25 protein-coding genes are annotated in these 19,833 nt (G+C 54.0%); 13 read left to right on the top strand and 12 right to left on the bottom strand.

All coding sequences use genetic code 11. From position 1 onward, the window contains the following. Window positions 1–70 precede the first annotated feature (70 nt). A complete protein-coding gene (locus JMJ04_RS33910; protein WP_201374806.1) occupies window positions 71–712 on the bottom strand; it encodes a hypothetical protein in 642 nt (213 codons plus the stop codon). Between the two features lie 368 nt (window positions 713–1,080). Between JMJ04_RS33910 and JMJ04_RS33905 the strand changes: the two genes are divergently transcribed. Next, on the top strand, window positions 1,081–1,995 hold the full coding sequence (locus JMJ04_RS33905; protein ID WP_236038760.1) for a peptidoglycan-binding domain-containing protein: 915 nt from the start codon (window positions 1,081–1,083) through the stop codon (window positions 1,993–1,995). A 510-nt stretch (window positions 1,996–2,505) separates the two neighbouring features. Here JMJ04_RS33905 and JMJ04_RS33900 read toward each other — a convergent pair. Further along, window positions 2,506–3,117 (bottom strand): TetR/AcrR family transcriptional regulator, encoded by a 612-nt coding sequence (locus JMJ04_RS33900; RefSeq protein WP_201374804.1) that lies wholly within the window; start codon window positions 3,115–3,117, stop codon window positions 2,506–2,508. A gap of 211 nt (window positions 3,118–3,328) precedes the next feature. On the opposite strand from JMJ04_RS33900, the gene JMJ04_RS33895 reads away from it, so the two are divergent. From JMJ04_RS33895 to JMJ04_RS33885, 3 genes are all read left to right on the top strand, one after another. Beyond that, window positions 3,329–3,925, top strand: a complete 597-nt coding sequence (locus JMJ04_RS33895; RefSeq protein WP_201374803.1) for an LLM class flavin-dependent oxidoreductase — start codon at window positions 3,329–3,331, stop codon at window positions 3,923–3,925. Window positions 3,926–3,945: 20 nt separating this feature from the next. Then, window positions 3,946–4,311, top strand: a complete 366-nt coding sequence (locus tag JMJ04_RS33890; RefSeq protein ID WP_201376130.1) for a hypothetical protein — start codon at window positions 3,946–3,948, stop codon at window positions 4,309–4,311. A 168-nt stretch (window positions 4,312–4,479) separates the two neighbouring features. After that, window positions 4,480–5,109: a hypothetical protein gene (locus JMJ04_RS33885; RefSeq protein ID WP_201374802.1), complete on the top strand. Its 630-nt coding sequence runs from the start codon at window positions 4,480–4,482 to the stop codon at window positions 5,107–5,109. 488 nt (window positions 5,110–5,597) lie between these two features. Here JMJ04_RS33885 and JMJ04_RS33880 read toward each other — a convergent pair whose 3' ends face one another. The 7 genes from JMJ04_RS33880 to JMJ04_RS33850 all read right to left on the bottom strand — a co-directional run bounded on the left by JMJ04_RS33880 (window position 5,598) and on the right by JMJ04_RS33850 (window position 11,565). Continuing rightward, window positions 5,598–5,957: a cupin domain-containing protein gene (locus JMJ04_RS33880; protein WP_201374801.1), complete on the bottom strand. Its 360-nt coding sequence runs from the start codon at window positions 5,955–5,957 to the stop codon at window positions 5,598–5,600. Window positions 5,958–6,221: 264 nt separating this feature from the next. Next, the gene (locus JMJ04_RS33875; RefSeq protein WP_201374800.1) at window positions 6,222–6,824 is read right to left on the bottom strand and encodes a DUF2269 family protein; all 603 of its coding nucleotides are present in this window, start codon (window positions 6,822–6,824) and stop codon (window positions 6,222–6,224) included. Between the two features lie 285 nt (window positions 6,825–7,109). Next, window positions 7,110–7,745 (bottom strand): hypothetical protein, encoded by a 636-nt coding sequence (locus tag JMJ04_RS33870; RefSeq protein WP_201374799.1) that lies wholly within the window; start codon window positions 7,743–7,745, stop codon window positions 7,110–7,112. A 126-nt stretch (window positions 7,746–7,871) separates the two neighbouring features. Next, window positions 7,872–8,816 (bottom strand): TIGR03621 family F420-dependent LLM class oxidoreductase, encoded by a 945-nt coding sequence (locus JMJ04_RS33865; protein ID WP_201374798.1) that lies wholly within the window; start codon window positions 8,814–8,816, stop codon window positions 7,872–7,874. A gap of 126 nt (window positions 8,817–8,942) precedes the next feature. Further along, window positions 8,943–9,611 carry a DUF998 domain-containing protein gene (locus JMJ04_RS33860; RefSeq protein ID WP_201374797.1) on the bottom strand — a complete coding sequence of 223 codons (669 nt, stop codon included), beginning with the start codon at window positions 9,609–9,611 and terminating at the stop codon, window positions 8,943–8,945. Between the two features lie 116 nt (window positions 9,612–9,727). Then, window positions 9,728–10,933: a serine hydrolase domain-containing protein gene (locus JMJ04_RS33855; protein ID WP_201374796.1), complete on the bottom strand. Its 1,206-nt coding sequence runs from the start codon at window positions 10,931–10,933 to the stop codon at window positions 9,728–9,730. Between the two features lie 35 nt (window positions 10,934–10,968). Next, the gene (locus tag JMJ04_RS33850; protein ID WP_201374795.1) at window positions 10,969–11,565 is read right to left on the bottom strand and encodes a class I SAM-dependent methyltransferase; all 597 of its coding nucleotides are present in this window, start codon (window positions 11,563–11,565) and stop codon (window positions 10,969–10,971) included. Window positions 11,566–11,738: 173 nt separating this feature from the next. Between JMJ04_RS33850 and JMJ04_RS33845 the strand changes: the two genes are divergently transcribed. The 8 genes from JMJ04_RS33845 to JMJ04_RS49125 all read left to right on the top strand — a co-directional run bounded on the left by JMJ04_RS33845 (window position 11,739) and on the right by JMJ04_RS49125 (window position 17,606). Further along, complete coding sequence (locus tag JMJ04_RS33845; protein WP_201374794.1) at window positions 11,739–12,320, top strand: TetR/AcrR family transcriptional regulator; 582 nt, start codon at window positions 11,739–11,741, stop codon at window positions 12,318–12,320. A gap of 81 nt (window positions 12,321–12,401) precedes the next feature. Further along, entirely contained in the window at window positions 12,402–13,400 is a 999-nt protein-coding gene (locus JMJ04_RS33840) for an IS630 family transposase (RefSeq protein WP_236038758.1), read from the top strand. A 38-nt stretch (window positions 13,401–13,438) separates the two neighbouring features. Next, a complete protein-coding gene (locus tag JMJ04_RS33835) occupies window positions 13,439–14,116 on the top strand; it encodes a Type 1 glutamine amidotransferase-like domain-containing protein (protein ID WP_201374793.1) in 678 nt (225 codons plus the stop codon). Window positions 14,117–14,996: 880 nt separating this feature from the next. Then, entirely contained in the window at window positions 14,997–15,473 is a 477-nt protein-coding gene (locus JMJ04_RS47365; RefSeq protein WP_236038757.1) for an IS5 family transposase, read from the top strand. Then, entirely contained in the window at window positions 15,361–15,873 is a 513-nt protein-coding gene (locus tag JMJ04_RS33830; protein WP_338001084.1) for a transposase, read from the top strand. The genes JMJ04_RS47365 and JMJ04_RS33830 overlap by 113 nt, the downstream gene beginning before the upstream one ends. 189 nt (window positions 15,874–16,062) lie before the next feature. Next, complete coding sequence (locus JMJ04_RS33825; protein WP_201374791.1) at window positions 16,063–17,187, top strand: IS66 family transposase; 1,125 nt, start codon at window positions 16,063–16,065, stop codon at window positions 17,185–17,187. Next, entirely contained in the window at window positions 17,144–17,392 is a 249-nt protein-coding gene (locus JMJ04_RS33820; protein ID WP_201374790.1) for a hypothetical protein, read from the top strand. The genes JMJ04_RS33825 and JMJ04_RS33820 overlap by 44 nt, the downstream gene beginning before the upstream one ends. Continuing rightward, window positions 17,352–17,606, top strand: a complete 255-nt coding sequence (locus JMJ04_RS49125; RefSeq protein WP_420799543.1) for an IS66 family transposase — start codon at window positions 17,352–17,354, stop codon at window positions 17,604–17,606. Before JMJ04_RS33820 ends, JMJ04_RS49125 begins: the two co-directional genes overlap by 41 nt. 42 nt (window positions 17,607–17,648) lie before the next feature. On the opposite strand, the gene JMJ04_RS33810 is transcribed toward JMJ04_RS49125, so the two are convergent. The 3 genes from JMJ04_RS33810 to JMJ04_RS33800 all read right to left on the bottom strand — a co-directional run bounded on the left by JMJ04_RS33810 (window position 17,649) and on the right by JMJ04_RS33800 (window position 18,873). Continuing rightward, window positions 17,649–18,047 (bottom strand): IS3 family transposase, encoded by a 399-nt coding sequence (locus JMJ04_RS33810; protein WP_201374789.1) that lies wholly within the window; start codon window positions 18,045–18,047, stop codon window positions 17,649–17,651. 73 nt (window positions 18,048–18,120) lie between these two features. Continuing rightward, the gene (locus JMJ04_RS33805) at window positions 18,121–18,429 is read right to left on the bottom strand and encodes a transposase (protein WP_201374788.1); all 309 of its coding nucleotides are present in this window, start codon (window positions 18,427–18,429) and stop codon (window positions 18,121–18,123) included. A 75-nt stretch (window positions 18,430–18,504) separates the two neighbouring features. Next, the gene (locus JMJ04_RS33800; protein WP_201374787.1) at window positions 18,505–18,873 is read right to left on the bottom strand and encodes an ArsR/SmtB family transcription factor; all 369 of its coding nucleotides are present in this window, start codon (window positions 18,871–18,873) and stop codon (window positions 18,505–18,507) included. 195 nt (window positions 18,874–19,068) lie between these two features. Between JMJ04_RS33800 and JMJ04_RS33795 the strand changes: the two genes are divergently transcribed. Further along, a complete protein-coding gene (locus tag JMJ04_RS33795) occupies window positions 19,069–19,830 on the top strand; it encodes a glucose 1-dehydrogenase (RefSeq protein ID WP_201374786.1) in 762 nt (253 codons plus the stop codon). Window positions 19,831–19,833: the final 3 nt, after the last annotated feature.

Here is a 19,833-nt window from a genome sequence, read left to right as displayed (position 1 = left end):
CTGATGAGCATCTGAAGCGACTTAACAGGAAGGCCAGGCTCTCTTGGATAGAGCCTGGCCTTCCTTTCTATTATCGAGCAGCTTCATAGCCCTGGCCTGTGTTATGGAAGCGCACCTGCACGGTACTGACCTCTACAACGAGGTCTGGATGGTAGGGATCGCCAGAAAAGTCCAGGCTGACTGGAGCGAGATCAATGCCCGAACCCGCCAGGTGTGGTCCCGTGAGCAGGCGCGTGTGTGCAGGATCACCACCGGGAAGTTCGATAATATAGATTTGTCCTTTGAGGTTGATGGCGGTGAAGTGCGTTGGCGTGCTAGAGAGTTCGTGACCAACGAAGTGATCGACCTGTGTAGTACGCGGACGCCCATAGCGAATATCGTCGAGGGTGGTGCTTCCCCAGCTATAGCCGAGCTGCCCCAGGTAAGCAAGCGCGAGCGCGCAGATCATTCCCAGGCCGATATAGAGTAGCCAGGAGCCTGAATCCACATGCCTTTTTGCCTGGGTGACTGGCGCTGACTGTGCTTTTGCATTTGCTGTCTTCGATATTTGCCTTGTGCGAGTTTGAGAGGAGGCACGCGGCGTTTGGACGGCCCGAACCTGATTGCTCTCCTGAAGGGGACGGCGACGAATGACGAGACTACGAGGAACAATCTGCGTGAATTCTGGCACTTCCGGCGCATCCAGGGCTTCCTCAACAAGGGTCGCGGACATGATCAACCTCCTTGCTTGCAATGAACAAAGTAAAAGTTCTGCGAAATAGAGCTGGAAGCGCGCCAGTGTGTGATCACAAGCGAAGTATACCTGCTGAGGAAGGATGGATACAACCCATTTATCCACGAACTTTTCCTCAGAGGGTGTGCAGCGATTGTGGATAAGTCATGAGGCCTTGATTTTCATAGAGAAAGTTGTTTATGCTTGTTCATAGCGGTCATAAAAGACGTGACTATAAGGGTTGTAGATACCATTCCTATAAACCGCGACTCCATTTTTTGTGTCCTGCACTTACCTGGGGATGGTATGCAGGATGCGCAGGTGCATGGATGTACCCGTCTATGTGTGTAGAGAAAGCGAGCAAGGAAATGCGAAAACCCGTATCCCTCTTCTGGCGTATTTCTCCTCTATTTGTCGCGGCCATCGTGGTCGCGCTATTTGGTGTCGTTTTGACGGCGCATGCCGCACGAATCTGGCCGACCTATCAGTCTGGCTCAAGTGGAGAAAATGTTCGCTCTATTCAGTATATGCTTGTGCAGCGCGGCTATAGCCTCGCAGTCGATGGGCAATTTGGCTCGGGGACGGCCTCAGTCGTGAAGAGCTTTCAGAGCGCCAATGGCTTATCGGTAGATGGTATTGTGGGTCCGCAAACCTGGGAAAAGCTTAGTGTCACCACTCAGAATGGCAGCAATGGAAGCGCTGTCACGGCTTTGCAACGGCAGTTGAACGCGCATGGTGCCAGCCTCACGACCGATGGCGCTTTTGGCCCGGCGACTGAATCGGCGGTGAAGAGCTTTCAGAGTAGCAAAGGTTTGAGCGCGGATGGTATCGCGGGCCTTGACACCTGGAGCCAGCTGGTTGGTGGCAGTGGAAGTGGCGGTAGCAATGGCGATAAACTCTCGCAGAGCCAGGCCGCGAGCTTGCTCAGCAGCGCTGGCATCAGCGTTACATCCTCGGGTGGTTGTACTGATCGCAATAATGCAAGTTGCACCTCGCTTGACCAGATTCGCAGAGGGACGATTGATGGTGTTATCGCCTTTAAGAATCAGAGCGGTTGCGCGATCACCATTACTGGCGGCACCGAGACGGGACATGCGAGTGGCACCTACTCCCATTGGAACGGCTACAAGGTGGACGTTGCGCATACGACCTGTGTGACAAACTATATCCACAATCACTTCACCTATAAAGGACTGCGCGGCGATGGCGCACCCATGTATGATGATGTCTCCGGCAATCGCTACGCCGATGAAGGCAGCCACTGGGACATCACCTATTACTAGACGTTAGCGCTTAGCGTATGAAATCTAAGCGATGCTGAGAAATTAAACCTGGCATCACCTTCTGTTTACACTGCATGAATGCCGCCTGGACAATCTGGGGTTTGCCCACAGTTGGAACAGAAAATTGGAATAGGAAAATAGCCTAAAGGACCCATGCTGCTTGGGGTCAGCGCACCCAAACCTGAATTCTGTACGCTAAGGCTGGGATGCGCTGACCCCAAGCAGAGCAATCAACTCCTAGAGATGCTCAGTACGATCTGTGAAAACCTTTCTCGCAAGGCCGATGCCATTGAGCGCGGCAGGGAATCCTGCATACCGCCATCTGTTGAGTCGTTTCCACCCACGGAATGCGCAACGAAGCTCAAAAAACCGAGCAGATAAGAAAGCGTTCGCCATCGAAGCTGATTTCTTCGCGATGGTGCGTTATCTCTTGTTTCAAACTTGCCCGCCTTCATCACAGCGTTGCCAGGAGAAAAGTTCCTCACGTCTTTTCTGTCGTCATGCTTTTTTCTACAGGCTGAGCACTGCGTGAGCGAGTCGGCAAACCAGAGGAACGACGTCTTCAAGACGACGTGCAGGGCCAGCAAGAGCCTCGAAGGACTCAAAGCTAAGGAGAGCGTAGAGCACAGTAACGAGCTCGTTGAGTGCGTCTGGATCTGCATGGTCGTGTTCCCCTACGATGCGCTGTACGAGAACCCGAAGACCTTTCCGTCGCCGTTCGTCCCGTGCTCGTATCACCTGCTCGAAATCAGGATCAAGGGCCGCTAGACCGCGCAGACGACGAGTGACGAGCCGATCAGCCTCCCAGAAATGACCAAAGATGCGAATATATTCATCTACCCCCTCACGCGGATCAGGTTGACGGAACGCCAAAGCGAGCTGCTCCATTTCGCCAGTCACTGCCAGAGAGTCGCAGAGTGCTTCGAGCAGACCTATTTTGGAGCCAAACTGATGATAGACCGTCATGCGGGCCACATCGGCTCGACGGGCAACCGCTTCGATGGAGAAGCCGGAAAAGCTGGCGCTTTCCATCAGCAATTCGCGAGCCGCCTGGAGAACGCGGGATCGGGTCTGTTCGCTGGCCGCTTGACGCTGACCGAGTTGATAGGGACGTGGACTCATAGAGACTTGACATCCTCCAATATTTTATTGTATGGTCTGTCTATCCAAAATATTTATTAGACAGCCTGTCTATCCAAAATATTGGATGAGGAAACGTCTGTCAAGGAGTCCAGCACCATGGACAATGGCGGCTGGCACGTTTCCACTTCTGGAAGACGGGTCAGCTCTCATCTTTCGCACATTGGACTGAAAAAGGAAAAAAGAGAAGATCATGACTGAAGATCCATCATCTGCCGAGGACACCAGGACGAAAATGGATACGGTGGTGCGCACCTCCCGCCCGCTCAAGGTGGGGATCAACCTGCCAATCACCGAAGGTGCTCTGGCTGGCAAGACCGCAAGGTGGGCAGATCTGTTCGCCATAGCTTCACAGGCGGAAGTGCTTGGCTTTGACTCCCTCTGGGTGCCTGATCATTTGCTCCTCCAATGGCAGGAACACACACAAGGGATCTGGGAGTGCTGGTCATTGCTGGCTGCGCTGGCCGCCGTGACCCATCGTGTGGAATTGGGCTCGCTCGTCGCCTGTACGGCCTTCCGCAATCCGGCACTGCTCGCCAAGATGGTTGATACCATCGATGAGATCAGTGGGGGACGCCTGATCCTCGGACTCGGTGCCGGATGGGATGGACCTGAGCAACAGGCATTCGATATCAAGACCGACCATCGCGTGGACCGTTTCGAGGAGGCGTTGCAGATCATCGTTCCGCTGCTGCGGACAGGGCGAGTTGATTTCGCAGGCAAGTACTACCAGGCGCGGGACTGCGAACTACGGCCCGCGGGGCACGCCCCGGCGGCCCTCCGATCCTGATTGGTGCCAAAGGGCCTCGTATGTTGCGCCTGGCTGCGACCTATGCCGACCTCTGGAATGCAGAGGGGCCACTGCAAGGCCTTGAGGAGATCAGTTCACAGCAAGCCGCAGGTGATGCCGCGTGTACCGCTATTGGACGTGACCCCGCCACGCTTGGTCGCAGTGCCTCCGTGGTGGTCAAACTCCCCATGGCACAGGGATGGTCTCACTCTTCTGCACAGGGGAAGCAACCGGGGCCAACGTCACCTGAGGAAGTTGCCGAGATACTCCGTAGCTATGCTCGCGCGGGCCTCTCTCATGCCCAGCTCTGGCTTATGCCCAACACGATCGCTCGTCTGGAGTGGTTCAAGACGGTTCTCGAGCTACTAGACCAAGGTGAAGCGTGATTTCAACGCCAAGTCCGCGCAAACCATCTGAGTTTTCCAAGAGGAGGGAATCATGGAACTGCACATTGTCAACGAGAATTCCAAATATCCCCGGTCAAGCTGATTGAGCCGACAACGCTTGGGTACATTCATCTCGCCGCAGTTGTACAGCCTCGCCAGGCACCATTCATGCCCATCAGACGCGAGAAAGGCCAACTGATTGCAAGGCTCAAGTACCTCGCGCAGCAGCTTGAACAGCTTGAAGCGGTCGAGAAGGCGACCGTCTTTCACGCCATCGTGATGGCACCATCCAGTGGTTATGTTAAGCAACACCGCGACTCGATTCATCTTCCTCGCTATGACATCGTCGTGCTTGTTGAGACACGGTCACCTGAAACCGCGCGCCAGGTGCAGAAGACGGAAGAATATGCCATGCTGGTTGATGCTCTTAGCAGCAAAGCCAGTGATCTGCACAGCATCGTCGCACGCAACGTGAAGCGCGTTGGGGATGTCGAGAAGAGGCGCAAAGGGATTTTTCTCTTCAACTACTTTGTAGGTGAAGACTCACAAGTGACTTTGGCCCTCTGGGACTATCTGGCTGGCTGGTATGCCGTGGAGACAGGGATGGACAATTCCACCCTCCTCCTCCCACTGGAGGGAGAGCAGTCCGACTATACCATCATCAACCACGCGCGCTGGAATGGACTGTTGAGCTTTCTGTGGCAGCAGGTTACTAAGAAGAGCTTCAGGACTTATATGCAGGCGAATCTCAATGTGAACCAGGTTGGGGCCATGCCCATTTTCTATCATCTTGCATAGGGGAAGCGGATTTCTGTTCGCAATCCGACAAGCATTTTCAGTTCGGCTTATTCCGTGGTGATGATACGCCCAAGTCTACCTTTGAGCGCTACCGTCACCTCATTGCCGAGCTTGGGTGGCCTTCGCATGCTTGCATCAGAACACCAGACACCAAGCGGGAATGCAGGGGTCTGGTGTTCTGATACAACTCATGTATTATCTAGCAGAAACTTTCATGAGGAGGAAAAGACCTCGTTGCTCGCTCTGAGGAACCTCCATCTCACCAAAATGTAGCCTGATGAGCAGTTCCTAATTGCTCATATCAGACTGCATACATGGCCTGTTTTCTTTTCAAAACATGTCCCGGACACACGAAGCGCGCCAGATGTTCAGGTGGCAGACAGTCGCCCAGCCCCACTGCCAGATCAAGCGCCTGGTCGTAGTCCCCCTTTTTGAATCTTCTACTTATACTTACCAGCATATCTTGATGAAGCGTTTGTAAAATACGCTCAAAGACGTTCGTAGTCCATCACCGTCCGCTCATTCACCACATTGCCGGTATGCATTGTAGATTTTGGTTCCAGCAGTAACACTTGGGCTTCTTCTTCTGCTATTGGCAGGTGCTCAACTCCTTTCGGAACGATAAAAAACTCTCCTTCTTCCAACCTGACATCACGATCACGCAATTTCAAGAGCAATTTGCCCTTGATCACCAGAAAGAGCTCATCTTCCCTTTCGTGTATATGCCAGAACAACTCGCCTTTCAGCTTCGCAAGAAGGACATATGAGTCATTCAACTCCCCAACAATTTTCGGAGTCCAATGCTGCTCGAACAATGCGAATTTCTCAGTGAGGCGAACTTTCTCCATGAACCATCTCCTTTTTTTCTTATGTATATCTCGTTTCATTCTTCCCCAGCCAGATGAGGAGAGCCTGAAGCGACGGCTGGCGTGCTCGTACCATGGGCCTGTTCCAAGATTATGGTCTCTCTCTTTCCTTGTCTCCAGCGTGTTTCCATTTTATAGCAGCAGAATGGTTAATGACCATTGGCAAAAAAGACCACCTATAGAGGTAGTGCCTCTTTTTTACAGGCTCGAAGAAACGTGGCAGGACTCCTTTTCTCCGACAGACTGCTAGCTAGCCGACACGTTGTTCGGTACCCGGTGGTCCGCCGCCTCCTGTGGTGAAGTATGTCTTCTCCGAGAGATGAGCAAGCTTGAGAGTAGCCCGAACACCAGAGCGACAGCCATCACAATGAGAGAGCCTCCCAGGTCTGGTTTGGTCGTCATCAGGAAGACAATCCCAAGCAGCAGAACCGCCGTGGTTTGCGATGTCGTCCAGAGGATGGGGTTGTAGATGTGCTGAGAGAGCGCGAGAGAAATCTTCCCCTCTGGGGCTGAATGCTCCAGTTGCTTGATGAGGGCTCTTCTCCGTGGCCCGATGAGCACAGCATTGGTTGGGAGGACCAGGATCAAGCTGATCAGCGCGACGAGAATCCAGCTCGTCAGCAAGCTCCAGACCGACAGGGCCAGGTAGAGTCCTGCGATGAGCAGCACGAGTCCGCTGCCGTCGCCGAACGGGCCTGACAGGTCATTCACATACATGAGGGCACGCACTTCTTCGACGCGCTGTGCTCGCCGCAGGCCCACCAGAATGAACAGCCAGCTACCAATGCTCAGAAAGTAGCCAATGGCTCCGATGATATGCACAAACAGGACGATGGTATAGATGCTCATGATCTTTCTCCTTAACAGCATTTCAGGCAGTTGCGCCAGCAGTTTCTGTTCACGTTGCCACTATAAGTCACTTTGGCAGAGATCCTACTCATACCTCAATGTGTGCTTAAGAGGGGGACACGGTAGCATGTTTGAGACGCTCGACGTAACGATCAATCACGGGTTTTGCTTCGGGGATAGGCGCAAACTGGAACAAATGGGACAGGCCCTCTTTCTCAATGAATTCTAGATCAACGCCTTTTTCGCTGAGAGAGCGTTTCCTTGCCGGAGAGCCGTGCCTGTGTTTCACATCTCAGGCCCGAATGGCATTGGTGGAAGCTCAGGCTGGCTCGTGGGCTGTCGAGACGACCACACCCCAAAACCGAGCCAGGCCAACCCGAGGAGGAATAGCACAGTGCCAGTCGTGCCAACTGCCGGGAGAAGGAAGCTCCCGCCTAAGTTGAGCACTACCCCAAGGATGAGCGGTAGACCTACCCAGCGCGTTAAGACGGTGGTGCGCAGCATCGCTACGCCGAGCGACACGCTACCCACTACTCCCAGCAGACTTCCGACAAGAAAAAGGATCAGTAATCCTTGTGGGGGCGACCCTTTCAGGAGGGAAGGGGCCGCCGATGCGAGGAACGGCAGAATGACGGCTGCGATGGTATCATTAACTACTCCCGTGATGAGAACGTAGACAAGTGTGGACAGGAAACCGATCAGCCCTAAGAGACCTACTCGTTGGGCTTGTCTGCTATACATCCCAGGCAACCCTACGACGATCAACATGTCGCCAATGATGCGAAGCAGAGCCGCTGTGGCGGCGATAGGACTGGTAGGATCTTCACCCGTGAAGAAGACGGGAACGGCAGCAAGAGCAGCGAACAAGCCCCCTATGAGTAAGCTGATCCCGCTCAAGCGATACAGTGTTGTTGATGACATAGTGTATTTCCTCTCTCCTTGTTTGACATCGTTTTTCTCTTGCTCACGTTGTCTGTTCTCCGCTCGCGGGTCACGGCGCGAGTGAAATGCACTCTTGATCATTTCTGTTTCACTCGTCGCCTGCGTTTACTTGCCCGAGAGCCGTGCGACAACGGGAGCAAAGGTTTCCAGGTCCGGTTCGAAGACACTGATGTAAGAAATGCCAAAGTGCTCACGGTTCGCCAGCACCTGTTCACAAATCTGATCCACCGAGCCAACCAGGGTATAAATGCCCTGGGGGGACTGCTGCTCTCTGGTGGTCCGAGACCGAAAGAGCGCAGAGATCCTTGGATCGAGTCGCTGTTCTGTCTCTGTCCTGACCCCTCCAATCACAAAGTTGCCAAGCTCAATCTGGGCGAAGCGGTCTCCTGCCGCCTCGCGAATCCAGGCGATTTGCTGTGTCGTTGCCTCCGCCGTCGCCTCGGTCATGTCAAGGCTATTGCCGTCTGGTGCCACAGGAGGATTGAGGGTAATGATGTCGGCGTAGCGGCCAGCAATCGACAACATCCGTTTCCCTCCACCAGAGAGCAGCAGAGGGGGATGGGGATGTTGGAAAGGTTTGGGAAAGACCTCAAATCTGTTCAGCGAGTAGGAGCGACCAGCAAAGGTCATCGGCCCATCGGAGAAGAGACCTTTGAACACTTGAACGGCTTCCTCTAGCCTACCCACACGTTGACTTGCGGGATCGAAGGGAATGCCTGCCATCTGGGACTCTCTGGCGATCCATCCTGCACCCAGTCCAAGCTCGAAGCGTCCTTCGGAGAGCAGATCAAGTGTAGCAACCTCTTTGGCAAGCAAAGCAAGGTGCCGGTAATTGATGTCGAGGACCAGCGTTCCCAAACGCAGCGTTGTGCTGGCCTCTGCTGCTGCCATGAGCGCTAGCGTGGGAGAGAACTGGTTTCCCAGGTGATCTGGCGCCTGCAGAACTGCGTAACCAAGATCCTCGACGTTGTGAACTTTGGCGATCCATTCCTGCCTGGTGGCGGCCCCAAGCAATGTGACCCCAAAACGAAAGGGATGGGTCGTACTCATACGATCTTTCTCTTCCTTCTATAGTTAAAGTTTTCGGTACTCGATGTGCCAGAAAAGCGAATGAAACATGATCTATCACCTGCCAGGCTACGTATGCCTGCTCCTTGGGCTGTTCCACGGCTCAAGCTATCGAGGCCTTTTGCGCATCAGGCGGATCGAAAGCTGTGCGATCCAACACCCGCTCACAATGATGCCAATTCGTGCAATGAGTCCTACTGGACCCCCGTCCAACAATTTGAAGGTGAGGACGAAGACGACATCAGAGGCGACGACCAGCAGACCTGTGGCAACCGAATACCAGGCCCAGCCACGCGAGGCTGGATCGGCGGCCTCGCGCCGTGCCAGCACGAAGCAAGCCGCAGCCAGCGAGATGAACTGCAGCTGACCAAAGAGATTATGAATGGTTCCGGGAATGGTTGTAATGCTCGACGCTCCGGATGGGTACCCCAGCACCGGATCGGTCACGAAGATCCCAATCCCGATGAAACTGAGGCCAAAGAGGCCGAGCAGGATGGGTCCCCAGGTAGAACCACGTCCGGTGCGCAGGACGCGCCTGAGCCCGATGGCAAAAGCGAGCAGGAGCACTCCGCTGACGATGTAGTTGGTGATTTGGATCCACCCACCAGGCCCTAGTTCGAGCGAGCTGTCGGGGATTTGCCAGGCATTGTAGCCAGAACGTGTGGCTCCAAGGATGAGAAGGACAAGCATGTTGCACAGCGAACCAAGGGCACCGCAAACCAGGAGCAGTCCCGTCGCCGTTGACTGTTCTCCAGTACTTTGCGCTAAAGTTTTCATGTGTTTTTTCCTTTGCAGTAAGACCATAGAACCATTCTCTAGAAAGTCTCGTACCTACGCTTTTCCCATTTGAAGATACCGAAGAAGGCCAGGGTGTGCTGACCGCTTCCTCCCATTCAATCAGCGATGGCCTGGTAAGCCAGAGTGCTGAAATCGCGGGAGATGTCGAGGGCCATGGCGCGCTGGGTGAGTATAATGCCTATCAAAACCTCTTTGGGGTCACAAAACCAGGAGGTGCCCAGACTACCATCCCAGCCATAGCGGCCTGGAACCGAGGCAAGATCGTCTCGCCGGGTCTCCACAGAGACCCCGAAGCCCCAGCCATGCGTCTCGAAGAAGCCAGGAAGCGGAGGGCTCGACACCGCTTTCTGGGCAGGCGTCAACTGGTCAGTAATCATAGCCTCAATCGAGAGCCGCGACAGGGTGCGTTCGCTGCCATGCCTGCCTTCTGAGAGCATCATCTGAGCGAAGGCCAGGTAGTCGTCAAGCGTCGAGACCAGCCCGCTGGCCCCGGACGGGAAAGCGGGTGGATGGCCCCACTGGCTCTCCTGGACGCTATCAAAGAGTTCGAGAGCCCCGCTGGCCGGGTTGGAGGTGTAGCTGCTTGCCAGTCGATCTCGTTTGTCAGCCGGAACACTGAAGCCGGTGTCTTTCATACCAAGTGGCTCGAAGAGCCGTTCGCGCAGGAATGTCTCCAGGGGCTGACCGGAGACGCGCGCGATCAGCACCCCCAACACGTTGGACCCTATCCCGTAGAGCCACCGCTTCCCAGGTTGGTACATAAGTGGGAGCGTGCCCAGACGGCGAAGCCACTCATCGGGATCGGGCATTGCCTGGGGGCTGGCGGCTGGCCTCATCCCGATCTGCGACTCGTTGGCGGCCTTCAGGATTGGATATTCCCCTGTTGGCGCCAACAGGAGTCCAAAGCCCAGCGTAAAGGTGAGCAGGTCGCGCACCGTGATTGGACGCTGCGCGGGCACCGTCTCGTCAAGCGGCGCGTCGATGCGCCCCAGCACCTTGCGGTTAGCCAGTTCCGGCAGCCACTTCTCCACCGCATCGTCCAGGTGCACTTTGCCTTCTTCTACCAGAGTCATCGTCGCTGCCGCTGTGATGGGCTTGCTCATTGAACTAATGCGGAAGATCGTGTCGCGCCGCATCGGCTCAGAACCACCGAGCGACGTGTTGCCCACGACATCGATATGGATCTCGCCACGTCGGCAAACGCCCATGACAATGCCAGGCACCTCGCCGCGCTCCACATAGCCCTCCATGATCCTGCCCAGGTGTAACAGCCGCTCACTGGACAAACTTTCGGTTTTCATTATCTCTTTCCTCCTTACCGATGTTTCGGCATCAATCATTTGCTGGCGCGTGTGCCGATGGTAATGCGCACAAAGCGCGCAACAGGACCTAGCTGGGCCTGTACCTCCAGACCCGCCTGTTCAAAAAGCGCGCGCATCTGCGCCGTACTGTGCACACGTGGATACAGCCATGTAAGCCAGGCTGGGGCAGTGAAATCGGCGAGCAGAAAGTAGCCTCCGGGTCGCAACACGCGGGCGACCTCACGCACACCGGCGGCCTGATCGCGCCAGTGATGAAACGAGATGGTCGAGAGCGCGAGATCGACCGAGGCATCCTCCAGGGGCAATGCCTCACCAGAACCCCGGTAGAAGTGAGCCTCCGGGGTGAGTTTGCGCGCGACTTCTAGCATTTTTTGCGCCGGATCGACCCCCAAAAGGTGTGTCTCCGGCCAATAGGCATGGACTTTCCGCAAGAGCCTCCCGCTCCCACAGCCGATATCCAGCACATTCGCCGGTTGGAAGTGGCTGGCTGCTTGCTGTAAGACGGCAGTGTGGACCGGATCAAACAGGCGTTGCTGCATCCAGGAACGTTCGTACGTCGATCCCCAGCGCTCGAAGAGTTCCACATCAAGTGTGGAGGAGTTGTCTTTCATACATCTCTTTTCTTTCTCTGTTCATTTTGAAGAACAGCGTATTTGCTACCGAATGTGATATTCTCTAGAGAGAAGAATACAAGGAAGAGCCCTCGGAGCCAAGCACACATCAGGAGAACCGTTCTCTACCGAACAAATGCCCCTGATTGTTCGCAAAAAAAGATGTGACATCCGTGAAACAGCAGAAAAGAGATCGACGTTCCCAACGCACTCAGCGCCTGGTGAGTGCTGCCTTTGCGGAACTTATGACAGAAAAATCCTATGAGAAGATTCTGATCCAGGATATTCTGGATCGCGCGGGGATTGGTCGCACGACCTTTTATGCCCATTATTTCGATAAAGAGGATGTGCTCAACCATATTGTAGAGCAGGAGTTGGCGATGCTCACTGGTCACATCGCCCAGGCCGCGCAGGGACAACGGATCATCCCTAGTCTGGAACTCTTTGTGCACGCGTATGCTTCTGCGAATCAGCAGCTGCGGGCACTGATATGTAGTAGCGCGGGCAAACCCTTATTGGACGCGTTACAGGCGGCGCTTTGCCGCATGATTGAACCGACGCTCAGCACCCTTTGCGCAGAAAGACGCTCTCCGCCGATTCCTCTGCCAGTGGTCTCCGAGTACCTGGCCGGGGCCTTTCTCACACTGTTCAAGTGGTGGGTCACGGCTGATATGCCCTATCCACCAGAGCAGATGGATAGCATTTTTCAGCAACTGGCGCTACCCGGCGTGTGGGCCATGCTCAAGGAAAAGTAAGCAGCAATCGGCGAGCATACCTGAGATTCTCTTGCTACAGCGGCCTTCACAAAGATTGAGCTTTTATGCCATAATAAAAACATGAAAGCTTACTCATATGATCTGAGACAGCGCGTGCTTCGCGCAGTGGATCAAGGACGACCACGAGCGGAAATCGTGACGATATTTGCTCTCTCATTAGCGACACTCAAACGTTATCTTAAACTGAGACGCGAGACCGGCGATGTCAAACCCCAAGCCATTCCAGGGCGCCCTACTAAGAAAGGTACTGCTCTGCTTGCTGGACTCCAACCGCAGCTCGATGCCCATCCAGACGTAACACTTAAAGAGCATTGTCAGATCTGGGAAACTACACAGGGTATTCGGGTAAGCACAGCCTCGATGAGCCGAGCGATCCAACGTTTGAACTGGACCCGAAAGAAAAAGACGTTACGAGCAAGTGAGCAGAAGGAAGCAGATCGCGCGGTCTGGCGAGCACAAGCTCAGACACTTGATGCGGGCAAGCTGGTCTTTGTAGACGAATGCGGCTCCAACATTGCCTTAACCCGCTTATATGCTCGATCGCCGAAAGGGAAACGAGTGTATGGTGCAGTTCCACGTAATAGACGAGCCAATAACACGCTTCTGGCTTCGCTCTCGCTTCTGGGAATGGGAGAGGCGTTCCTTCTTGAAGGCTCTGCAGATACTGCCGTTTTTGAACTCTATATTGAGCAGATGCTGGCACCAAGTTTACAAGCAGGACAAATGGTTATCTTGGACAATTTGAACACACATACCAGCGAAAAGGTGCGGCAAGCCATCGAAGCACGGGGATGCCAACTCTTGTTTCTGCCAGCCTATTCTCCCGATTTGTCGCCGATTGAGGAGGCATTCTCGAAACTGAAAGCTTTTTTACGCCGTGTGGGGGCGCGCACTCCAGAGACGTTACAAGAAGCTATAGGACAAGCGCTCCTCACTGTTACCGCTCACGATGCCCTTGGATGGTTTACTCATTGTGGTTACCGCTCAACCTCCCTTTCGTCTTTCCAAGCGGAAGAGACCTCTCAGAGAGAAGCTTTCCTGTTGGGTGGTGAGCAGTAAGGCCGATCGTCTCGGACCAAAAACGATGGAGGAAAAACATGCCTCGCTTGCTTCTCTCAGGTGGGGGGAGTGCGGAAGACTCTCTCTTGCTTGATCAGTTACTCGTTCAACTCACAGCCAAGGGGCCGATGGTCTATTTACCACTGGCTCTGGACCCTCAGCAAAGGCCCTATGCCTCTGGCTACGAGTGGATTGGATCGGTCTTTACCCCTTTAGGTCTCGATCACATCACGATGTGGAGTGATGTCTCGGCAAAGACAGTAGATGATCTGAACCCCTTTGCAGCACTGTATATCGGTGGAGGCAATACATTTAAACTCCTGCGTGATCTCAAAGAAGCGAGATTTGATCAGGTCATACGGCACTTCCTCCATTCTGGAGGCATCGTTTATGGAGGCAGTGCCGGGGCCATTATTTGCGGCAGAGACATTTCCACCGCATCATTGCTTGATCGGAACGACGTTGGACTGGAAGACGCGACTGGACTGGATTTGCTTCAGGGCGCTTCCGTCTGGTGCCATTATCAACCGACAGATGATCAGCAGATCCGCAGTTTTGCTGAGCGCTTGCAACATCCGATCATTGCATTGGACGAAAAAACAGGGTTATATGTGCAAGACGACGTGGTGCTTGCCGTTGGGTTTGAACCTGTGGTGGTCTTTCATCAAGACGCTCGACGAACCTTCCCTCCATCATCTGTAGTACTCATTTCATAGGGGCCGAGTATCGTAGGAGTTCGTTTTCCCCGTGAGACATGTTTTTCTGCTGAAACTCTGCGTCGCTCTTCGTCAAGGATGGTTCTGGCAAGGCTTCCACTTCTACCGATTATCAACGTGACTCACAAACTGCCTTGCTCATCAGAAAGGTTTCAGGAGCCTGGTGATCGCTGGCTCAATTTTTGTGAAGACCGCTGTAGGCCGAGCAGATCAGCAAGCGTTGTCCCCTCATCCACAAGGGATATTCACGCGTATTCCTGGTCGAGATGCGCAAACATTGCAGTGGCGGGAAACCCTGTGAGAACGCTCTTTTCCTTTCCTTTTTCACCCATAAAGACACTGAGAGTCATGGACGTCGTTCATGTTCAGGTGCAAGGCTTCCAGTCAACTCATCGCTGAATGCTCGGCGGAGAATAGCCATTCTCCGACAAGGAGCTTTTCATCGGAGAAGACGATTCGCACTGCTTCGAGTGAAAAATGGTCACATTTTGCCTGAGATCTTGTCGGAGAATCTTTGGTGAACCGTTGTTGCGCTGGTGCGCTCCCCTCTTCTTCTCAGTATGCGTGCTTTACTAAATCATATGCATCAAGATAACCGTTCTTCCTCTAAGGAGAGAAGCTCAAAAATCCTTCGTTGTGTACGTCGTTGTCTCTCTCGAAAGGGAATCGAGTTAATTCAGGTTTTGATACGCTGACCCCTTCTACCGTCAAATCTGCGCAAAAACTTCTCCGATCTTGCTATTTTGGCCATGTAGCATTACCGCCTCGCATTCCAAAACAGTTTCTCAGATAGTGTTTGAAAGTGGTCATCTCGCCGAGAGGAAGAAGAAAGGGGTTGATGTAACGAGTCGAAGAAGCAGAAAGAAAGTGCAGAAGGCGTATGAAGGTGACACTGGGGAGGAAAGCCTATCCCTCCGATCTGACGGATGAGCAGTGGGAACTGTTGGAACCCCTGATCCCTCAACCATCCCTGCAGGGCCGCAAGCCGTTTGTCTCGCGGCGCGAGGTCGTCAATGCAATTTTGTACGTTTTGCGCAGTGGATGTCCCTGGCGCATGCTGCCCCATGAATTTCCCGCGTGGCAAAGCGTCTATTACAATTTTCACCGCTGGGAGCGCGAAGGCGTTTGGGATCGTATTCTGCAAACCCTACGCATGCGGATGCGCACCAGGCAAGGCCGAGAGGAAGAGCCAAGTGCGACGATCATCGACAGTCAATCCATCAAAACGAGTGCGGTTCGGGGTCCTGAAAAGGGCTACGCCGTCGGGAAAAAAAACGTGGGGCCGCAAGCGTCATGCATTCGTCGATACGCAGGGCAATCTGTTGGCTGTGAAGGTGACAGGAGCCCAGGCCTCTGATCACCAGGGCGGCACTGCCCTGCTCGAGCCACTCAAGAATGCGCTTCCCCGTCTGCAGCTCATTTGGGGCGATAGTCATTACGGCGGAACCTTTCTGACCTGGGTGAAAGAAACGCTGGGCTGGACGATTGAGACCATCCATGCAGTCACGCTCCCCAAACGAGGCCTGCTCGTGCCCGAAGGGGAGGAGGTGGACTGGGACGCATTGTTTCCCACAGGCTTGCGGCCTCAGCCCAAGCGATGGATCATTGAGCGCAGTTTCTCCTGGATCGTGCGCTGGAGGAGGCTTTGCCGCGATCACGAGGGGCTCCCACAGAGCAGTGAGGCCTTTATCAAGCTCTCTGCCAGCTACCGTATGCTCACCACGCTCGTGCCAGCTTTCCCATCGCGACCGTTTTAAAACACTATCTCAGTCTGGACCACTTATGAAATTGACCCATATTGTTGTCCGAGACGGCTAAAAATTTTGGCAAATCACAAAGAGGTTTAAACATTTCATGTGGCATGCACGCCCGTCAGACTCGCTTCACACGTCTTGTAACTGTTCAGAAGGGCTATGTCATTGCGGACTGGCAGTTAAGGTAAAGGCATGAACAGAGATGAAGAACTCGATGACCTTCGGGCAGCGAACCAGCGTTTGCAGGAGCAGGTCCGGCACCTGGAAGATGACCTGCGCCGCTCTCGGCAGGCGAATGACGATCTGCGTGCTGGCTTGCGCTTGGCGATCAGCAACCTGGAAGCATATCAGAGGCTGGTCGCCAGCCTCGACGAAGTGATCGTGGGCCTGCGGGAGCGAGCTAACACGCTTGAACAGCGGCAGGCCAAAGACAGCCACAACAGCAGTCTGCCTCCCTCCTCTGATCGCTTTGCCCGCGCGCCCAAATCGCTGCGCAAGAAGAGCGGCAAAAAGCCCGGAGGTCAGCCAGGGCACGAGGGGCACGCCTTGCGTCAGGTCGAGGCTCCGGATGAGTTCCTGATCCATCGGGTCAAGTGCTGTGCCCAGTGTCACCAAGACCTCGGAACGTGTCCGGCGAGGATCGCCGAACGCCGGCAGGTGATCGACTTGCCGGTCAAACGGCTCTGGGTCAGGGAGCATCAGGTCGAGGAGAAACAGTGTCCCGCCTGTTTTTATCTGACCCGCGCCTCCTTTCCTGCAGACGTACTGGCACCAGCGCAGTATGGGACAAGCATTCAGAGCGTGGCAACGTATCTGGTCGCTGGTCAGGCCGTTCCCTACGCACGCGCCAGCCAACTGCTCCAGGATCTCTTCGGCGTCCAGCTCTCTCCCGCGAGCATTGCTCGTTCTGTTCAGGGTTGCCACCAACATCTGGCCGATTGGGAAACGAAGCTCAAAGCGGCGCTGCTCCAGGCTCGAGTCCTTCATCAGGATGAAACCGGGATGCGTTGCGGCACAAGCGGCTGGTGGGTGCATGTGTGCTCGACCGAACACCTGACCCACTATGGGGCGCACCCCAGTCGAGGGCGCGAGGGCATGGACGCGATTGGGATCGCACCGCTGTTCAAAGGCATCTCAGTGCACGACGCCCTCCCCAGTTATCATGGCTACCAGTTCACCGAGGCATTGTGCAACGTGCATCACTTGCGTGACCTTCATCGAGGAGGAACTCAAGCAAGACTGGGCGCGGGAGATGAAAAAGCTGCTGTTGGACATGAAAGAGACCGTCGAACAGGCCCGCGTCCGAGGCCAGCCTGAGTTGGAGACAGCGGTGCTTGCTGCTTTGCTCGCTCGCTACGACCACCTGGTTCAAGCTGGGTACCACGTCAATCCGCTGCTGGCGAAGCCAAAGAAGTCGGACCACTACAAGCGGATGCCAGGCAAGCCCAGACAAAGCCCGGCGCGCAATCTGCTGGACCGATTTGCCCAGCGCAAAGTGGGATGCCCTGCGCTTCCTGCTTGATTTCGCGGTGCCCTTTGATAACAACCAGGCTGAGCGCGACCTGCGCATGATCAAGGTGCAACAAAAGATCTCGGGCTGCTTCCGCACTCCCGAAGGGATCGCACGCTTTTGTCGCCTGCGTAGCTACCTCTCGACCCTGCGCAAGCAAGGGCTGCCGGTGTTTGCTGCCTTGGAAGAGGCCCTTACTGGTCATCCGGTTTTCCCAACCCTTTGATTCCCCTTCTGAACAGTTACGGGTTTTACACGTATCCTCAGCTTACCTCAACTCCCAACTCACAATATATCGGGAATACCAATCCAGAACCGCTACCAAATACATCCATCCCCCATGTAAACGAATATAGGTGATATCGATGCCCCAAATATGATCTGATGTTTCTGCCTTGATATTCTTCAGCAAATAGGGAAAAATCCCGGCTTGATGCGCTCGCTTGGAGAGATTGGGACCGGGAAAAATGGCTGCGAGCCCCATCTCCTGCATATACCGAGCGACGGTTTTCTTATTCACGGCTCGCCCTTCCCGATGCAACTGCTCAGCAATCTTGCGGTACCCGTAGAACGGACACTGGGTAAAAATCTCGTCAATCCGATGTTTGAGCGCGACTTCTTCAGCCGATGGGGGCTGGGGCTGATAATACAAGCTACTGCGATTCAAGTGCAACAGCCTGGCTTGAGCCGTGATCGGCAGCTCCTTGTACTCCCAATCCAGCAGCTGCCGTCGCTCGCCTCTACTGAAAGAGTGTTCGAGATTTTTTTTCCAACCACGGAAAAAACGTGGTTAAGCGTCCGATTTCCGCGTAGAGAGCTTCACGCTCTTTCTGCCACTCTGCCTCTTTTTCGGCCAGCGCTTTTTCTGATTGATCGTCAAATAAACCTGGCAAACCTGCTAGGGCTTGATCTCTCCACTTATAGAGTTGACTGGAATGAATCCCGTACTCTGCCGATAACTGGCTGACGGTCCTTTCCTCCTTCAAGATCTCTTTGACGATCTGTGCCTTGAATTCTGCTGTATACTGCTTCCGTTTCTGTTTTTGCATGTGTCTGTGATTCTCTTCCAAGCCGACCAAATTTTGTCTGAATTTCTAGGGTCATTATACACAGAATCAGGGTGGCTATTTCTCGGTTGAATCATGAAGGAAAGGAACCGATGGAGAAAGATAGCGCGCTTTGATTGTTTCTAGCAAATGCTCCAGCGTCTTGTGATTGACCAGATAAAACACCTGCTTTCCCAGACGGTACTCCTCAAGAAGTCCAGCCTGCCGAAGTTCTTTGAGATGATACGACAGCTTCGAGGTGGAAATATTTCCTAACTTTGGTAGTAGATCGAGATAGGGACAGACTGCTTGAGGAAGAGAAGGATGCGGAGACGAGACACAAGAAGCGTCACGTCCTTTCGCAAGAATGTCCAGAATCTGTAAACGAATCGGATCGCTCAGAGCCCCAGCGATTTTTGCCAGAGATGGCCTCTTTTCCTCTTCCATGTTTGGTAGTATAGCACAGATTCTCTTGACACTCCAGAATTTGTTGGCGTATTATCTATACATTCCAAATTTAATTGGAATGTATAGACCTCGATACAGTAAGCGATACAGCATGGTCAGAAACGAGAGAAGAAAAAGGGATGTTTCCAGGTAATGATGATTCTTTGAGAATCAGAGCGAACAAGAAAGAACTGAATGATGAAGAGATTTGCTGACAACATTGTGCTCGTCACGGGAGGAAGTACGGGCATTGGACAGGCGACCGCAATGGCATTTGCCCGTGAAGGTGCTAAGGTCGTGATTACTAGTCGCCAAAGGCAAGCTGGGGAGAAGACCGCTGCCCTGCTCAAAGCAGAGCAAGGCGATGCCTGTTTCATTCAGGCTGATGTCACGGTTGAAGCTGATATGGCTCGATTACTTGAACAGATTGTGGCTCGCTACGACCGATTGGATATTGCCTTTAACAACGCTGGCTCTGTAGGAACAGGAGCCGTCACTGAGATCAAGGAGGCTCTCTGGGATGAGACGATGGCAAGTAACCTCAAAGGAACTTGGCTGAGTATGAAATACGAGCTTCAACAGATGCTCACCCAGGGGAGTGGAACCATTGTCAATATGTCTTCAAATCTCGGAGGACATGTCGCAAGGCCGATGATGGCTCCCTACGCTGCTGCAAAAGCGGGTGTCCTCGCTTTAACACAAGTAGCAGCTTTAGAATATATCCAATCTGGCATTCGGATTAATGCGGTCAGCCCCGGTCCAATTCGCACCCCCTTATCCAAACGTGCAGCAGAGACAGATGAGGAGCGAGATCGACGTGTTGCAGGCACGTTGCCCATTGGTCGCATTGGCCTTCCTGAAGAGGTGGCTCATGCCGTCCTCTGGCTCAGCTCGTCGGAAGCCTCCTTCGTCGTGGGTCATGATATTGTTCTGGACGGCGGCTTCATCATTCAATAGGGG

Origin of the sequence: Ktedonobacter robiniae, assembly GCF_016587375.1 — a bacterium.
In the GTDB taxonomy this organism is placed as follows: Bacteria; Chloroflexota; Ktedonobacteria; order Ktedonobacterales; family Ktedonobacteraceae; genus Ktedonobacter; species Ktedonobacter robiniae.
The sequence above is the reverse complement of the archived record's forward strand: the minus strand, read 5'-3'. Positions and strand labels throughout refer to the sequence as shown.

Bases quoted from the DNA above. Each gene is read 5' to 3' on its own strand.
- JMJ04_RS33860 (WP_201374797.1), bottom strand. From the start codon at position 9,611: ATGAAAACTTTAGCGCAAAGTACTGGAGAACAGTCAACGGCGACGGGA.
- JMJ04_RS33910 (WP_201374806.1), bottom strand. From the start codon at position 712: ATGTCCGCGACCCTTGTTGAGGAAGCCCTGGATGCGCCGGAAGTGCCA.
- JMJ04_RS47365 (WP_236038757.1), top strand. From the start codon at position 14,997: ATGAAGGTGACACTGGGGAGGAAAGCCTATCCCTCCGATCTGACGGAT.
- JMJ04_RS33850 (WP_201374795.1), bottom strand. From the start codon at position 11,565: ATGAAAGACAACTCCTCCACACTTGATGTGGAACTCTTCGAGCGCTGG.
- JMJ04_RS33805 (WP_201374788.1), bottom strand. From the start codon at position 18,429: ATGCAAAAACAGAAACGGAAGCAGTATACAGCAGAATTCAAGGCACAG.
- JMJ04_RS33800 (WP_201374787.1), bottom strand. From the start codon at position 18,873: ATGGAAGAGGAAAAGAGGCCATCTCTGGCAAAAATCGCTGGGGCTCTG.
- JMJ04_RS33900 (WP_201374804.1), bottom strand. From the start codon at position 3,117: ATGAGTCCACGTCCCTATCAACTCGGTCAGCGTCAAGCGGCCAGCGAA.
- JMJ04_RS33870 (WP_201374799.1), bottom strand. From the start codon at position 7,745: ATGTCATCAACAACACTGTATCGCTTGAGCGGGATCAGCTTACTCATA.
- JMJ04_RS33820 (WP_201374790.1), top strand. From the start codon at position 17,144: ATGAAAGAGACCGTCGAACAGGCCCGCGTCCGAGGCCAGCCTGAGTTG.
- JMJ04_RS33840 (WP_236038758.1), top strand. From the start codon at position 12,402: ATGAAAGCTTACTCATATGATCTGAGACAGCGCGTGCTTCGCGCAGTG.
- JMJ04_RS33825 (WP_201374791.1), top strand. From the start codon at position 16,063: ATGAACAGAGATGAAGAACTCGATGACCTTCGGGCAGCGAACCAGCGT.
- JMJ04_RS33875 (WP_201374800.1), bottom strand. From the start codon at position 6,824: ATGAGCATCTATACCATCGTCCTGTTTGTGCATATCATCGGAGCCATT.
- JMJ04_RS33865 (WP_201374798.1), bottom strand. From the start codon at position 8,816: ATGAGTACGACCCATCCCTTTCGTTTTGGGGTCACATTGCTTGGGGCC.
- JMJ04_RS33880 (WP_201374801.1), bottom strand. From the start codon at position 5,957: ATGGAGAAAGTTCGCCTCACTGAGAAATTCGCATTGTTCGAGCAGCAT.
- JMJ04_RS33890 (WP_201376130.1), top strand. From the start codon at position 3,946: ATGTTGCGCCTGGCTGCGACCTATGCCGACCTCTGGAATGCAGAGGGG.
- JMJ04_RS33835 (WP_201374793.1), top strand. From the start codon at position 13,439: ATGCCTCGCTTGCTTCTCTCAGGTGGGGGGAGTGCGGAAGACTCTCTC.
- JMJ04_RS33905 (WP_236038760.1), top strand. From the start codon at position 1,081: ATGCGAAAACCCGTATCCCTCTTCTGGCGTATTTCTCCTCTATTTGTC.
- JMJ04_RS33885 (WP_201374802.1), top strand. From the start codon at position 4,480: ATGCCCATCAGACGCGAGAAAGGCCAACTGATTGCAAGGCTCAAGTAC.
- JMJ04_RS33895 (WP_201374803.1), top strand. From the start codon at position 3,329: ATGACTGAAGATCCATCATCTGCCGAGGACACCAGGACGAAAATGGAT.
- JMJ04_RS33855 (WP_201374796.1), bottom strand. From the start codon at position 10,933: ATGAAAACCGAAAGTTTGTCCAGTGAGCGGCTGTTACACCTGGGCAGG.
- JMJ04_RS33795 (WP_201374786.1), top strand. From the start codon at position 19,069: ATGATGAAGAGATTTGCTGACAACATTGTGCTCGTCACGGGAGGAAGT.